Origin of the sequence: Gordonia sp. NB41Y (genome assembly GCF_030718915.1) — a bacterium.
Lineage (GTDB): Bacteria > Actinomycetota > Actinomycetes > Mycobacteriales > Mycobacteriaceae > Gordonia > Gordonia desulfuricans.
The window spans coordinates 4,897,354-4,911,609 of record NZ_CP132196.1; the positions used below are offsets into that span (position 1 = coordinate 4,897,354).

Here is a 14,256-nt window from a genome sequence, read left to right on the forward strand (position 1 = left end):
CGAGGCGACACGGCGTCAGAGACGTGCTCGTGACCGTCGGGGTCGTGGAGGTGCTCGCCGACACCGGCTGTGGCCGGCGGTGAGTGTGGTGGCCGCGGTGCTCGCCGTGTCGGCGTGCACCGCCAACCCGCCGCCACCCGTCCGGGAGACGGTGGAGCCGCCGACACCCGCGGAGTACCCGAACGAGAAGACGATCTACGTCGCCACCGACTCGATCGGTTCCGGTTTCAATCCGCACATCGGTGCCGATCAGAGTCCGGTGACGACGGCAATCGCGGCGATGACGCTGCCGAGTGCCTTCGCACCCGTGCAGCTGCCCAACGGTCAGGTGGTGTGGCAGCGCCAGGATGCGCTGCTCACCTCCGCCGAGGTCAGCTCGACCGAACCGTTCACGGTCACCTACAAGATCCACACCAACGCGCAGTGGTCCGACGGGTTGCCGGTCACCGGTGACGACTTCGCGTACCTGTGGCAGCAGATGTCGCGGCAGCCCAACACCGTCGCGCCGGCGGGATACCGACTGATCGACTCGGTCACGTCGAGCTCCGGCGGCAAGGTGGTGCAGGTGCGGTTCGCCCAGCCCTATCCGCGCTGGCCGGAACTGTTCTCCGGGCTGTTGCCCAGCCACGTACTGCGTGGGGCGCCCGCCGGATTCCAGACCGGGATGGACTCGGGCAAGCCGGTGTCGGCGGGCCCGTTCTCGGTGTTCTCGATCGACACCACCCGCGACGAGGTGCGGCTGATCCGCAACGACCGCTACTGGATGACACCGTCGAAACTCGACCAGGTGGTGCTCCGGCGGGCGGGCACCGCATCGCAGATGATCGATTCGGTGCGCTCCGGCGGATCGGCGATCACCACGGTCGGTGCCGGTCCGGCGACCGCCGCCGAACTCGCGGCGGTGCCGGGGATCGCCACCCAGCGCGGACCCACCTCGCGTGCGCTGACCGTCAGCGTCAACGCGCGCACCGGGGTGATGCAGCAGATCGACGTGCGGCGTGCGGTGCTGGGCATGATCGACACCCATCTGGCGACGCAGGCCGGTGCCGGGGACGGGGTGGTGCAGCAGTACGCCAACACGGTGTTCGCCCCCACCGACCCGGGCTACACCCCGGTCGACCGGGTACGCCCGAACGCCGCGGAGATCACCGGGCTGCTCGCGAACGCCGGATACCAGCGTGTCGAGCCGGGCATACCGTCGACGTCGCCGTCGGAGCCGTCGACGAGCGGATCGACGAGCGGAGCGACGACCGGAGTGCCGTCGACCACCGGAGAGGCGACGCCGTCGGGTTCGGCCCCGTCGAGCAGCGTCCCGTCGACCTCGACCTCGACCTCGACGTCGCCGTCGGTGCAGCCGGTACCCGAGGGGGTACAGCCCTACCGCAAGGACGGGCAGGACCTGGTGGTGCGGGTCGGTGCGATCAGCGGTGATCCGCGGTCGACCGCCGCCGCATCCAACATCGTCGACCAGCTGCGCAACGCCGGGGTACGGGCGGCGGTGGTCAGCCTGCCCAACAGCGACCTCTACGGTGTCGCGCTCACCGAGTCGCGCGTGGACCTGGTGGTCGGCTGGACCGGACTCGGGGTGCCGCCCGCGGCATCGCTGGCCTCGCAGGTCGACTGTGATCAGCCCAAACCGGGTACCGCCCCGTCGCTGGCGACACCGCCGACGCCGACGAGTGTGGCACCCGGGCAGGACGAGGCGGGCGCCGAGAGCGTCTACGCCAGCAACATCTCCGGGGTGTGCGACCCGCAGCTCATCGAGCTGGCGCGGCAGGCACTCTCGGCCCCGGATCCGGAGGAGTTACTCGATGAAGCAGAACCGCTGCTGGCCGCACAGGCCATCTACCTGCCGCTCTACCAGGATTCGATGGTGGTCGGCGTGACCCGTTCGGTGACCGGCGTCCCGTTGTCGGGGCCCATCCAGGTGTCGATCTACGGGACCGCGGCGACGTGGGAGCAGCGATGAGCGGCGCCGACGACCGGCGGCTGTTGCTGCTGCACGCGCACCCCGACGACGAGACGATCATGACCGGCGGCACCATCGCGCGCTACCTCGCCGAGGGGGTCGACGTGCGGGTGGTGACGTTCACCCTCGGTGAGGAGGGCGAGGTGATCGGCGACGAATGGTCGCGGCTGATCGCCGACGGCGGTGCCGACCAGCTCGGCGGGTACCGCATCGCCGAACTCACCCGGGCACTGTCGGCACTGACCCCCGACGGCCGCGCACCGCTGCGGCCGCGGTTCCTCGGTGGGGCGGGCCGCTGGCGTGACTCCGGCATGGCCGGAACCCCGTCGGCGAACCATCCGCGGGCCCTGGCGCAGGGGCCGTTCGACGCGGTGGTCGCCGCACTCGTCGACGAGATCGTGGCCTTCGACCCGCAGGTCATCGTCACCTACGACAACGCGGGCACCTACGGTCACCCCGACCACAAGACGGTGCACGAGGCGTCGGTGGCCGCGGTGCCGATCGCACGGGAACGCTCCGGCCGCGACTACGTCGTCTACGAGTCGGTCACCGAGCACAGCGCGCTGGTCGCGGGACTGGCCGCAGGTGCCGGCCGCGTCCCGGACGGCTGGCGGATGCCCGCCGACGGCGAGTTGCCGAGCTACCCCGACGACGAGGTGACCACCGAGATCGACGTCGCGGCCTTCGGCGCCCGCAAGGCCGCGGGACTGGCGGCTCACGCCACCCAGGTGACCGTCGCGGCGTCGGGCACCGAGTACGCGTTGTCGAACAACATCCTGCAGCCGATCTTCGGCCACGAACACTTCATCCAGCGCAGCCCGGAGTTCGCGCCGGGTGAGGGCCGCGGCACCGACCTGTTCGCGCCGGTGACCCGTGCGGTGGTGAGCGGGGCCACGGGCGGGGCAGCGGGATGATGTACCCGGCCGACCGGATCCTGCTGGCCTTCCTCGTCCTCGACGGTGCGGTGGTCGGCCTGCTCTCGGTCGGCTTCGCCTACCTGCGGTTCTGGGATCAGCCGGTGCCGTTCGTGGCGCTCGCCGCCGGGCTGGTCAACGCCGGACTGCTGTGGCTGGCCGCGCGCAGTACCGACTCGCCGCTGCGTTTCGGGCCGCTCGTCGCCTGGGCTGCGGTCCTACTGGTCGCCTCCTTCCCGGGCCCGGGCACCAACGCGGCCCTGTCGATCGACGGAACCACCGCGATCGCAACCCTGTTCCTGGTGCTACTCGGACTCGGCATCCCGATGGCGCTGGTGTGGAGTGGCCGTCTACCGCAACCGGACTGAGCGTCGGCGCCCCTCTGGCGAGAGCCCGATCACGCCGTCTACACCGCGCGGCTAGAGTGTGGGAATGGTGATGCGCGCATGGGCGGAGGACTCTGTGGTCTCCGCCGATCCGGTCGGCACCGATGAGATCACGGCAGCTCTGGACCGGGCCGCCGCCGACCCCGCAGCCCTGACCGACCCCGAGTGGATCGCCCTGCTGCACGCCGACGCCGAGCAACTCGAGCGACTGTGTGCCCTCGCCGACGACGCCCGCCGTCGGGTCACCGACCCCGATGCGCTGACCTTCGTGGTCAACCGCAATCTCGACACCCCCGTCGTCGCGGGCCTGTCACGACCGGGCCCGACCCTCGAAGAACTCGTGATGGAGGCCGCCGAACTCGGCGCCACCGAGATCTGCATGCAGGGTCCGGTGCCCGCGGATGCGCCGGCCGAGACCTATCTCGAACTCATCGCGCGGATCACCTCCGCGGCGCCGATGCACCTGCATGCCTACCGGGTACCGGAGCTGCGGGATGCGGCCGCACGGCTGGGTGTCCCCGTCGCCGAGTTCGTGGCACGGGCCAAGGACGCCGGGCTCGGGTCGGCACCCGGGACCGCCGCGCAGGTACTCGACGACGATGTCCGTGCCGCACTGGCCCCCGACGGTGTCGCGCTGCCCGTCTCCGCGTGGGTCGAGACCATCGAGACCGTCCACGCGGCCGGACTCTTCACCACCGCGACCCTGCTGTACGGACATCTCGAGACACCGGCACAGCAGATCGCCCACCTCCGCACCCTGACCGAGGTCCAGGCCCGGACCGGTGGTTTCAGCGAGTTGATCGTGATGCCGATGCTCCCGGCCAACGCCCCGCCGCATCTGGCGGCCCAGGCGGTCCGGACGGTGAGCACCCGCGAGACCCGCGCCGTCCACGCCGTGGCCCGGCTGATCACCCTGGGAGCGTTCGACCATCTGCAGGTCGCGTGGACCAAACTCGACCCGGCCACCGTCGAACTCCTGTTGCGTGGCGGCGCCGACGACATCGGGGGACTGCTGCTCGACGGCGAGCTGATGCCGGCCGCCGGCGCCGAGGCCGGCCGGGTGCTCGACGCCGCGACCCTCGTCGCGCTGGCCGAGCGCCTCGGCCGGGTTCCCCGCCAGCGCACGACCGCCCATGGTCGTCCCGACCCCGATCGGTGTCTCGACCTCGATCGCATCCGGGTCGGCCGGTGAGTACCGGCACCACCGCGGGACACCTCGACGTCGACGTGGCGATCGTCGGTGCCGGTTTCGCCGGGATCGGCATGGCCACCCATCTGGCCCGGCGCGGGAATGAATCGTTCATGGTGCTCGAACGCGCCGACGCGGTCGGCGGGACGTGGCGCGACAACATCTATCCCGGCATCGCCTGCGACATCCCGGCCCATCTGTACTCGTTCTCGTTCCGGCCACCGGCGGACTGGTCGTCGATCTATCCGAGCGGTGCCGAGATCCGCGACTACCTCGAACTCGCCGCCGCCGAGGAGGGACTGCTCCCGCACATCCGCTTCGGTGCCGAACTCGACGGCGCGGTCTGGGATTCGGGGTCGGCGTGCTGGCACCTGACGGTCTCGGGGGCCGGCGGCGAGCACCGGATCGACGCGAAGGTACTGGTGCTGGCGGTCGGGCGGCTGTCCGAGCCGAAGATCCCCGACACCATCGACGGTCTCGACACCTTCCCGGGACCGGTCGTGCACACCGCCGGCTGGCGGGACGATCTGCCGCTCGCCGGGTCGCGGATCGGGGTGGTGGGTACCGGGGCGTCGGCGGTCCAGCTGGTGCCCGAGCTCGCCGCGGTCGCCGACGAGGTGGTGGTGTTCAGTCGTACCGCGCCGTATGTGGTGCCGCGGGACGACCGGCTGCTCGACGCCGACGAACGTGCTGCCCTGCTCGACCCGGAGACCGCCGCGCGGCGTCGGGACGAGTTGTTGCACAACGCCGATCAGGCATTCCGGCAACGTCTGGGCCTGCATCCCGACATCGACGAGATCCGCGACCGGGCACGCGGCCATCTGGAACGGCAGGTACCCGACCCGGTCCTTCGCGCCCAGCTGACGCCCGACTACGAGATCGGGTGCAAGCGAATCCTGCTCAGCGACGACTTCTACCCGGCGTTGCTGCGTGACAACGTCGTGTTCGAGCCGAATGCCTTGTCGACGGTGGTCGAGTCCAAGGCCTGTGCCGCCGGTGGTGCCACCTACGACCTCGACATGATCGTGATGGCAACGGGTTTCGAGGCGGCACGGCCACCGGTGTCGCGGCATGTCAGTGGCCGTGGTGGAGAACTGCTCAGCGATCACTGGTCGCACGGCATGACGTCGTATGCGTCGACGGTGGTCGCCGGGTTCCCCAACATGTTCGTCCTCGACGGCCCGAATGCGGCACTGGGCCACAATTCGGCGATCTACATGATCGAGACCCAGCTCGACTATGTGATCGGCGCCCTCGATCACATGGCGGCCGACGGGGTGCGGTCGCTGGAGGTGTCGGCGGACGCCGAGGCCGGCTACACCCGTGAGATCGACGAGCGCAGTGCACAGACCGTCTGGATGGCCGGCTGCAACAGTTGGTATCTCGACCCCGCCAGTGGCCGGCTCACATTGCTGTGGCCGGGCACGGCGGCGTCGTTCCGGGCTCGCAACGGGACGTTCGAGCCGGGACCGTTCGAGTTCGACCCGGTGACCCCCGAATCGGTGAATGAGGGATCATGACCCACACTCTTTCTGCAGCAACCGCACTCGAGTCGGCACGCAGCGGTGCGCCGCTGGACACCGAGTCGGTCACCGCGCTGTTGACCAGTGCCGGTGACGATCTCGTGGCCTTGCAGGCTCTCGCCTCGCAGCTGCGGGACGAAGGACTGGAGGCTATCGGGCGTGCCGGGCAGGTCACCTACTCGCGCAAGGTGTTCATCCCGCTGACCCGACTGTGCCGGGATCGCTGCCACTACTGCACCTTCGTCACCATCCCGGGCAAGCTCAGCCGGGCGGGGCAGGGGATGTACCTCGAACTCGACGAGGTGGTCTCGCTGGCCCGGCAGGGTGCCGCGCTCGGCTGCAAGGAAGCGTTGTTCACGTTGGGTGACCGCCCGGAGGACCGATGGCCGCAGGCGCGGGAATGGTTGGCCGAGCGCGGTTTCGGTTCCACACTGGAGTATGTGCGGGCTGCGGCGGTCGCCGTGCTCACCGAGACCGGCCTGCTGCCGCACCTCAATCCCGGGGTGATGAGCGCACAGGAGATGCGTGAGCTCAAGCCGGTCGCACCGTCGATGGGCATGATGCTCGAGACCACCTCGAGGCGCCTGTTCACCGACAAGGGTCAACCGCACTACGGCAGCCCCGACAAGGATCCGCTGGTGCGTCTTCAGGTGCTGCGGGACGCCGGTGCCGAACGAGTCCCGTTCACCACCGGAATCCTGGTCGGGATCGGCGAAACCCTCACCGAGCGGGCCGAGTCGTTGTTGGCGTTGGCCGAGATCCAGCGCGGTGGCGGTCACATCCAAGAGGTCATCATCCAGAACTTCCGGGCCAAGCCCGACACCGCCATGCGGGGTACCCCGGACGCCGAGATGACCGAGTTCCTGGCCGCCGTGGCCACCGCCCGGGTGGTGCTCGGTGCGCACATGCGAGTGCAGGCACCCCCGAACCTGGTGTCGGCGGCCGAATGTGAGGCCCTCGTGGCCTCCGGGATCGACGACTGGGGCGGCGTGAGCCCGCTGACCCCCGACCATGTCAACCCGGAGCGTCCCTGGCCGAACCTGGATGTGCTGGCCGAGATCACCGCCGGATGTGGGTTCACCCTCACCGAGCGGTTGACCGCCCAGCCCCGCTACCTGTTGGACCCGCAGGGGTGGATCGACCCTGCTCTGACCGATCATGTCGCCGCACTGTGCGATCCGAAGACCGGTCTGGCCGCCGACGTCAAACCCACCGCACGTCCGCTGGTCGGCTGCTGACCGACGGCCCCGGGTGCGCGGTGGTCGGCTCTCGAGCCGGGACTTCTTCGATGATCGATCCGCGACGCTCCACCGATGATGCCCCACTGATGATTGAGCCGGGGCTCTCCACTGATGATTGGGCCGGGGCTCTCCACTGATGATTGAGCCTGGACGCTCCACTGATGATTGAGCCGGGACCGAGCGGAGCGAGGACCCGTGTCGAAATCTCTGCAGCTGACGTCGGGTGGTGACCATCTCGGAGGTGGTTGCGCTCCGACATCGGCTGTCTGAGGTTTCGACTCGACTTGTCGCTGCGCTCCTCGTCGGCTCAACCATCAATGCTGTTCTGCGGCACGATGATTGAGCCTGGACGCTCCACCGAAGATTGAGCAGGGGCTCTTCACCGGTGATTGAGCCGGGACCGAGCGGAGCGAGGACCCGTGTCGAAATCTCTGCAGCTGACGTCGGGTGGTGACCATCTCGGAGGTGGTTGCGCTCCGACATCGGCCGTCTGAGGTTTCGACTCGACTTGTCGCTGCGCTCCTCGTCGGCTCAACCATCAATGCTGTTCTGCGGCACGATGATTGATCCTGGACGCTCCACCGAAGATTGAGCAGGGGCTCTTCACCGGTGATTGAGCCGGGACCGAGCGGAGCGAGGACCCGTGTCGAAATCTCTGCAGCTGACGTCGGGTGGCGACCATCTCGGAGGTGCTTGCGCTCCGACATCGGCCGTCTGAGGGCTCGATTGGTCGCTGCGGTCCTCATCGGCTCAACCATCCACTGGTGCTTGGTGATCGAGTCGAAGGCCTCGCTTCGAGGTGGATCAACCGTCGACGCTGAACTGCGGAACGAGGTCTGAGTGGAGTCGGACCCGGGTCAAGGCCTGATATCCCCCGACAACGTCTGTGGCGCGGTGCAGGCCCAACTGTTGCAGCGATGCGGCGGCGAGGCTCGAGGTGTATCCCTGGGAGCACAGGATGATCCAGCGGACGTCGTGGTCGACGGCTGCAGACACCCGGGCATCGCTCGCCGGATCACATCGCCACTCGAGCACATTGCGTTCCAGGACGAGCGCCTCGGGTACCTCGCCCTCGGCGGCACGCTGGGCGGCCGGACGGATGTCGACGAGGATCGCCCCGTCGGCGAGCTCGCCGGCCACCTGCTCGGGTTGTAGCCGTTGCAGTCCGTCCCGGGCCCGCAGCAGCATGTCGTCGATCGTCATGGGCACCTGCCTGTCGCTCATTCGGGTTCGTCGGTGAGTTCGGTGCGGGTGCGCCGCAGCGAACGCTGGTCGGTCACCTCGTAGAACGACATGGCGGTCAGCGGAGGGGAGTAGGCGTGCACCGACAGCGTGGGTCCGGGCGCGGGATGCGCGGTGGCGAGGTCCGGTGCGCCCAGCCCGGCCGGGGGCGGCGTGCTCCGGTGATGCTGCACATCGTGCACCCAGCCGAGCGGGAAGGCCGCCTGATCGCCGGCCGCCAGGATGCGCACGGCCAGATCGTGGCCGGTCCAGCGGTACTCCCGCAATGCCCCCGACAACACGGTCAACGCGCCGAGCGACCCGGCGTGATCGTGGAGATCGGTGGACCGGTCCGGGGTCCAGCTGATCAGCCACAGATCGAGATCGTCGTCGGACTCCAGACGGGCCGACCACCGTTCCACCGGATCCCAGGTGGGCGGGAGCAGATGGTCGTAGTGGCCGTCGAGGACGTCGGCGACACCCTGGTCGGTGATCCGCAGCAGATCGGCGGGCCGCAGTCGGGTGGGCAGGTTGGCGGCGGTGTGTCGCAGGGCGGGTTCGGGACGCGAGATGGTCGAGGTCATGGCAGGTGTCTCCTCACAAGTCGATGGGTCGGCTGGTCGATCGCGGGGATGCAGGTGCATCGACAGTGCGGGATCGACCGGCGTCGCAGTGAGGTCACGAAGCCAGGGTGGCGGGCGGGCCGTCGCCCCGCCAGGGTTGTTCTCACCGTGAACGCAAGGCCGCCCAGATGTGATCTGCGTCTCCGGCGCGATGGTCGGCGAGGGGCGGGTGTCGAATCCCCGGTGACGGGGCGGATACTCTAGGGGGTGCGTGTGCGCGGCGTGAACTGCGGGGATGAGCCGACATGCGCGTGACCGGCGCGACCAGCCCTCGTGCCGTTTCGTGCGTATCCGCAGCGATGCGCCGACCAGAGTGCTTGCAACGAAGGAGATAGTGGTGACGTACATCATCGCGGAGCCCTGCGTGGACGTGATGGACAAGGCATGTGTCGAGGAGTGCCCTGTCGATTGCATCTACGAGGGGGGTCGCAGTCTCTACATCCAGCCGGATGAGTGCGTGGACTGCGGGGCCTGCGAACCGGTGTGCCCGGTGGAGGCGATCTTCTACGAGGACGACGTCCCCGACGAGTGGGAGCCCTACGTGAGCGCCAACGCCGACTTCTTCGACGATCTCGGATCGCCGGGCGGCGCCAGCAAGGTCGGCAAGACCGATTTCGATCCTGCGTTCATCAAGGGCCTGCCCCCGATGGGCGAGGGCGAGGACTGACCGTCCGGTGACAGTTGAGCGCACCGCGGGCCGTCGTCGCCTGAGTTCGGTCCTGCCGGACTTCCCCTGGGACACCATCGCCGACATCAAGGCGCTGGCCGCCTCGCATGCCGACGGCATCGTCGATCTGTCGGTGGGGACCCCGGTCGATCCGGTGGACCCGCTGATCCGTGAGGCCCTCGCGGGCGCCTCGGAGTTCCCGGGTTATCCGACGACGATCGGTACCCCGGAGCTGCGAACGGCCGCAGCAGGGGCGTTGAGCCGCCGCTACGGGGTGACCGGTCTCGGACCGTCGGGCATCCTGCCGGTGATCGGCACCAAGGAGGCGATCGCCTCGGTGTGTTCGACGCTCGGCATCGGTGCCGGGGACACGGTGGTGATCCCCGAGGTCGCCTACCCGACCTACGAGGTGGGGGCGCTGCTGGCCGGCGCCACCCCGGTGCGTGCCGATTCCGTGCTGCAACTCGGACCGTCCCGTCCGGCGTTGATGTTCGTGAACTCGCCGTCCAACCCGACCGGCAAGGTGCTCGGCGTCGAGCATCTGCGCAAGGTGGTCGAGTGGGCCCGCGAACGCGGCACCATCGTCGTCTCCGACGAGTGTTATCTCGGGCTCGCCTGGGATGCCGAGGCCATCTCGATTCTCGATCCGCGGGTCTCCGACGGCGACCACACCGGTCTGCTGGCGGTGCACTCGCTGTCGAAGATCTCCAACCTCGCGTCCTACCGCGCCGGGTTCTTCGCCGGTGACGAGGCACTGATCGCCGAACTGCTCGCCGTGCGCAAGCACGCGGGGATGATCGTGCCGTTCCCGATCCAGGGTGCGATGACCGCCGCCCTCGACGACGACGCACACGTCGACGCACAGCGCGAGCGCTACCGTGCGCGACGTGAGCGGCTGCTGGCGGCGGTGACCGGCGCCGGGTTCACCGTCGACAACTCCGAGGCGGGCCTGTACCTGTGGGCCACGCGCGGAGAGGCCTGCCGCGACACCGTCGAGTGGCTGGCCCACCGCGGCATCCTCGCCGCACCCGGGGATTTCTACGGTCCGACCGGGGTCCGCCACGTCCGGATGGCGCTGACCGCCACCGACGAACGCATCGACGCCGCCGTCGCACGCCTCGGTGCCTGACCGGTCCTGACCTGCGCCGCGTCTCGGTTCCGGGACCAGACACTTTCGGCGCCAGACCGTCTCGACGCCAGACCATTTCGATCCCAGACGACCACTTCGGCCCCGGTGGCCGGCTCGCCGAGCCGGCCACCGGGGCCGAAGTGGTCGTCGGAGGACGTCAGTTCTTGTGCAGTGCGGCGTTCAGGGCGATCCCGTCACCCTTCCACGGCACCACCTCGACGGCGCCGGTCATGCTGTTGCGACGGAACAGCAGATTCGACTGCCCCGACAGCTCACGCGCCTTGATGCTGGTTCCGTCGGGGCCGGTGACCTTGGTACCGGCGGTCACATAGAGGCCGGCCTCGATCACGCAGTCGTCGCCGAGTGCGATACCGCAGCCGGAGTTGGCGCCCAGCAGGCAGCGCTTGCCCAGCGAGATGCGCTCCTTGCCGCCGCCGGACAGGGTGCCCATGGTGGATGCGCCGCCGCCGATGTCGGAGCCGTCACCGACCGCCACACCGGCCGAGATCCGACCCTCCACCATCGAGTCGCCGAGGGTGCCGGCGTTGAAGTTGACGAATCCCTCGTGCATCACGGTGGTGCCGGAGGCGAGGTGGGCGCCCAGGCGCACGCGGTCGGCGTCGCCGATGCGTACACCGGTCGGCGCGACGTAGTCGACCATGCGCGGGAACTTGTCGATGCTGTAGACGGTCACCGCGCCGCGGGCCTTCAGCCCGGCACGCGTGGTCTCGAAGCCGTCGACGGCGCACGGTCCGTAGTTGGTCCACACGACGTTGGCGAGCAGCCCGAAGATGCCGTCGAGGTTGATCGTGTTGGGCTGTACCAGCCGGTGCGACAGCAGGTGCAGACGCAGGTAGACGTCGTGGGCGTCGACCGGCGCCTCGGACAGGTCGGCGATGGAGGTCTCGACGGCGACCGTCTTGACCCGCCGGACATCGTCGGCACCGACGAGCTCGCGCAGGTGCGCGGGCGTCGCGTCGGCGGCGAGTTCGGTGGTGCCGGCCGGGGCGTCGGAGCCCAGCGCCGGTTCGGGGTACCAGACGTCGAGGACCACACCGGTGTCACCGGCCCCGTCGGTCACGGTGGCAATACCAACTGCATGCGCGCCATTGTTCGTCACGGGCGTCGAGTCTACAGCGGCCGCACGCGATCTCCGCGTGTCCTGCCGGTGGACTCCGACGCCTGTGCCGCGACGGTCCGCTGGTGCGGTGCCGGGGCGTGGGTCAGTGCCGGTACATCTCCTTGTAGTGCTGCTCGTTGAGCGGAGTGTTGTCCGGCAGCACCGGGCTGTGGTGCAGCTTGCGGCCCATGATGGTCATGGTGATCGCCGACGTCGTGAACGCGGCGACGGTGATGATGCCGAAGGTGATGGCCGCAGCGGTGTGCCCACCGGCGATGGACACCACCCACAGGGCCAGGGACCCGAATCCGACCATGACGAGGAAGAATGCGCCGAGGCCGATCGGATGCTCGCCGTGCGACACGTGATGGGGCATGAAGTGAGCGGTCATGACGATCATCTCCTAGGTGTGAGATCCGCTACACCTGCGACCATATCCCTGTTCCGGTGTGGGCGAAAGGGGTACAAGGGCCCTGTTGCGGGCGGTGGCCGGCGTGGTCTCGGCATCATCCGAACAGGGGAGAGCTCTGGTCGGCGCCGATGCCGGTTTCGTAGGGTCGGGGCATGTATCAGCCCGGTCCACCTCCGTCTGCGCCCGGTGGTCAGCCCACGCCCACTCCCGGGCCCCGGCCGCGGCGGCGCTGGCCGTGGATCGCCGGCGGGGTGGGCGTGGCGCTGGTGATCGCGATCGTCGTCGGCGGCCTGGTGTTCCAGCCGTGGCTGCTGTTCGTCGACACCGAGATCGACGACGAGATACCCACCGCGGTCACCTCGGTGCCGGCCGGCACCGAACCCGTTGCGGCACCGGTACTCCTGTCGCAGGGTGATCTCATCAGCCACGAGCACGACACCAGCGGGTCGGTGTCGGTGATCGAGAAGGCCGACGGCTCGAGAGTTCTCGCCATCGAGAACCTCGACACCACCACCGGGCCCGACGTCCACGTGTGGTTGTCGGCGGGGGAGGTGATCCCGGGCCGGTCCGGGTGGCACACCGCAGGCGACGCCGCGCGGGTCGATCTCGGGAAGATCAAGGGCAACCGCGGGGATCAGGTCTATTCGATCCCCGCCGGCACCGATCTCGCCGAGTACCCGGCGGTGGTGCTGTGGTGTGTGCGGTTCAGCGTGTCCTTCGGTGCGGCAGAACTGCATCCGGCGGCGTGAGCCGAACCCGGCCCCGCGGCCTGAGCCGATCCCGGTCCGGCGGCCTCAGGGCTCGAGCAGGGTTTTGACGGCCTGTCGTGAATCCATCGCGGCGTACCCCTGCGCCACCTCCGACAACGGGAGAGTGAGGTCGAAGACCTTGCCGGGGTTGATCTTCCGGTCGAGGATCAACTCGATCAGATGGGGCAGGAAACGTCGTACCGGGGCCGGGCCGCCGTGCAGGTGCACCAGTCGGCGGAACAGCTTGTCGCCGGAGATCTCCACGCCGTGTGCCACACCGAGGAAGCCGACGTGCCCGCCGGCCCGGGTCGAGTCGATCGCCTGGGTCATCGACTCGTCGGTACCGACCGCCTCGATGACCGAGTGTGCGCCGAGCCCACCGGTGAGCTCCTTGATCGCGGCCACCCCGTCGGGTCCGCGCTCGGCGACGACATCGGTGGCACCGAACGCATGCGCCAGTGCGGTCCGCGATTCGTGGCGGCTCATCGCGATGATCCGTTCGGCGCCGAGCTCTTTGGCCGCGAGGATCGCGAGCAGGCCCACCGCGCCGTCGCCGACCACCGCGACGGTCTTACCTGGGCCCACCTCGGCGGCCGTCGCACCGAACCAGCCGGTACCCAGGACATCCGACGCCGCGAGCAGGTCGGGGACGAGGTCGGGATCGGGCGGTTCCGGGGTGGCCACCAGCGTGCCGTCGGCCAGCGGGACCCGCAGGTACTCCGCCTGCGCGCCACGGACCGGGCGCATGTGTTCGCATCCGGACTGGTAGCCCGCGCGGCAGATGTCGCAGGTGTTGTCCGAGGCGATGAACGAACCCACGACGAACTGTCCGGGCCGCAGCGAGGTGACCTCCGAACCCACCTCCTCGATCACCCCGGCGTACTCGTGACCGATGGCGAACGGCTTCGCGATCTCGTTGACACCGCGGTAGTTCCACAGATCCGACCCGCAGACGCAGGTCGCCGACAGTCGGATGATCGCATCGGTCGGATGGGCGATGACGGGATCCGGGACGTCCTCGAGACGGATGTCGCCCGGGGCGTGGATGATGGTTGCGCGCATGCGGTTCGGCCCTTTCGACGGCGGTGAGCCCCCGCCGTCGACCATACGTCC

At 69.2% G+C, this 14,256-nt stretch carries 14 protein-coding genes; 9 read left to right on the forward strand and 5 right to left on the reverse strand.

Annotated features, from left to right (window positions below; genetic code table 11):
- Nucleotides 1-79 precede the first annotated feature (79 nt).
- The 6 genes from Q9K23_RS21220 to cofG all read left to right on the forward strand — a co-directional run bounded on the left by Q9K23_RS21220 (nucleotide 80) and on the right by cofG (nucleotide 7,219).
- Nucleotides 80-1,969, forward strand: a complete 1,890-nt coding sequence (locus Q9K23_RS21220) for an ABC transporter family substrate-binding protein (protein ID WP_261977619.1) — start codon at nucleotides 80-82, stop codon at nucleotides 1,967-1,969.
- A complete protein-coding gene (gene mshB / locus Q9K23_RS21225) occupies nucleotides 1,966-2,883 on the forward strand; it encodes an N-acetyl-1-D-myo-inositol-2-amino-2-deoxy-alpha-D-glucopyranoside deacetylase (RefSeq protein ID WP_305950268.1) in 918 nt (305 codons plus the stop codon). Before Q9K23_RS21220 ends, mshB begins: the two co-directional genes overlap by 4 nt.
- Complete coding sequence (locus Q9K23_RS21230; RefSeq protein ID WP_152972574.1) at nucleotides 2,883-3,251, forward strand: facilitated glucose transporter; 369 nt, start codon at nucleotides 2,883-2,885, stop codon at nucleotides 3,249-3,251. The genes mshB and Q9K23_RS21230 overlap by 1 nt, the downstream gene beginning before the upstream one ends.
- 64 nt (nucleotides 3,252-3,315) lie before the next feature.
- Entirely contained in the window at nucleotides 3,316-4,461 is a 1,146-nt protein-coding gene (locus Q9K23_RS21235; RefSeq protein ID WP_053776059.1) for an FO synthase, read from the forward strand.
- Nucleotides 4,458-5,978, forward strand: a complete 1,521-nt coding sequence (locus Q9K23_RS21240; protein ID WP_053776058.1) for an NAD(P)/FAD-dependent oxidoreductase — start codon at nucleotides 4,458-4,460, stop codon at nucleotides 5,976-5,978. Before Q9K23_RS21235 ends, Q9K23_RS21240 begins: the two co-directional genes overlap by 4 nt.
- The gene (gene cofG, locus Q9K23_RS21245; protein ID WP_305950269.1) at nucleotides 5,975-7,219 is read left to right on the forward strand and encodes a 7,8-didemethyl-8-hydroxy-5-deazariboflavin synthase CofG; all 1,245 of its coding nucleotides are present in this window, start codon (nucleotides 5,975-5,977) and stop codon (nucleotides 7,217-7,219) included. Before Q9K23_RS21240 ends, cofG begins: the two co-directional genes overlap by 4 nt.
- A gap of 807 nt (nucleotides 7,220-8,026) precedes the next feature.
- Here cofG and Q9K23_RS21250 read toward each other — a convergent pair.
- Nucleotides 8,027-8,446, reverse strand: a complete 420-nt coding sequence (locus Q9K23_RS21250) for a rhodanese-like domain-containing protein (RefSeq protein ID WP_174519039.1) — start codon at nucleotides 8,444-8,446, stop codon at nucleotides 8,027-8,029.
- Nucleotides 8,443-9,027 carry a cysteine dioxygenase gene (locus tag Q9K23_RS21255; protein WP_053776057.1) on the reverse strand — a complete coding sequence of 195 codons (585 nt, stop codon included), beginning with the start codon at nucleotides 9,025-9,027 and terminating at the stop codon, nucleotides 8,443-8,445. Before Q9K23_RS21255 ends, Q9K23_RS21250 begins: the two co-directional genes overlap by 4 nt.
- Nucleotides 9,028-9,400: 373 nt before the next feature.
- On the opposite strand from Q9K23_RS21255, the gene fdxA reads away from it, so the two are divergent.
- On the forward strand, nucleotides 9,401-9,733 hold the full coding sequence (fdxA, locus tag Q9K23_RS21260) for a ferredoxin (RefSeq protein ID WP_020790603.1): 333 nt from the start codon (nucleotides 9,401-9,403) through the stop codon (nucleotides 9,731-9,733).
- Between the two features lie 7 nt (nucleotides 9,734-9,740).
- Nucleotides 9,741-10,862, forward strand: coding sequence for a succinyldiaminopimelate transaminase (dapC, locus tag Q9K23_RS21265; RefSeq protein WP_020790602.1), 1,122 nt, complete (start codon nucleotides 9,741-9,743; stop codon nucleotides 10,860-10,862).
- A gap of 157 nt (nucleotides 10,863-11,019) precedes the next feature.
- Here the strand turns inward: dapC and dapD are convergent, their stop codons facing one another.
- The gene (gene dapD / locus Q9K23_RS21270; protein ID WP_082366118.1) at nucleotides 11,020-11,982 is read right to left on the reverse strand and encodes a 2,3,4,5-tetrahydropyridine-2,6-dicarboxylate N-succinyltransferase; all 963 of its coding nucleotides are present in this window, start codon (nucleotides 11,980-11,982) and stop codon (nucleotides 11,020-11,022) included.
- Between the two features lie 103 nt (nucleotides 11,983-12,085).
- Complete coding sequence (locus tag Q9K23_RS21275; RefSeq protein ID WP_053778682.1) at nucleotides 12,086-12,373, reverse strand: hypothetical protein; 288 nt, start codon at nucleotides 12,371-12,373, stop codon at nucleotides 12,086-12,088.
- A gap of 260 nt (nucleotides 12,374-12,633) precedes the next feature.
- On the opposite strand from Q9K23_RS21275, the gene Q9K23_RS21280 reads away from it, so the two are divergent.
- Nucleotides 12,634-13,143, forward strand: a complete 510-nt coding sequence (locus Q9K23_RS21280) for a DM13 domain-containing protein (protein WP_053778681.1) — start codon at nucleotides 12,634-12,636, stop codon at nucleotides 13,141-13,143.
- A gap of 45 nt (nucleotides 13,144-13,188) precedes the next feature.
- Here Q9K23_RS21280 and Q9K23_RS21285 read toward each other — a convergent pair whose 3' ends face one another.
- Complete coding sequence (locus Q9K23_RS21285; RefSeq protein ID WP_053778671.1) at nucleotides 13,189-14,205, reverse strand: zinc-dependent alcohol dehydrogenase family protein; 1,017 nt, start codon at nucleotides 14,203-14,205, stop codon at nucleotides 13,189-13,191.
- Nucleotides 14,206-14,256 lie beyond the last annotated feature (51 nt).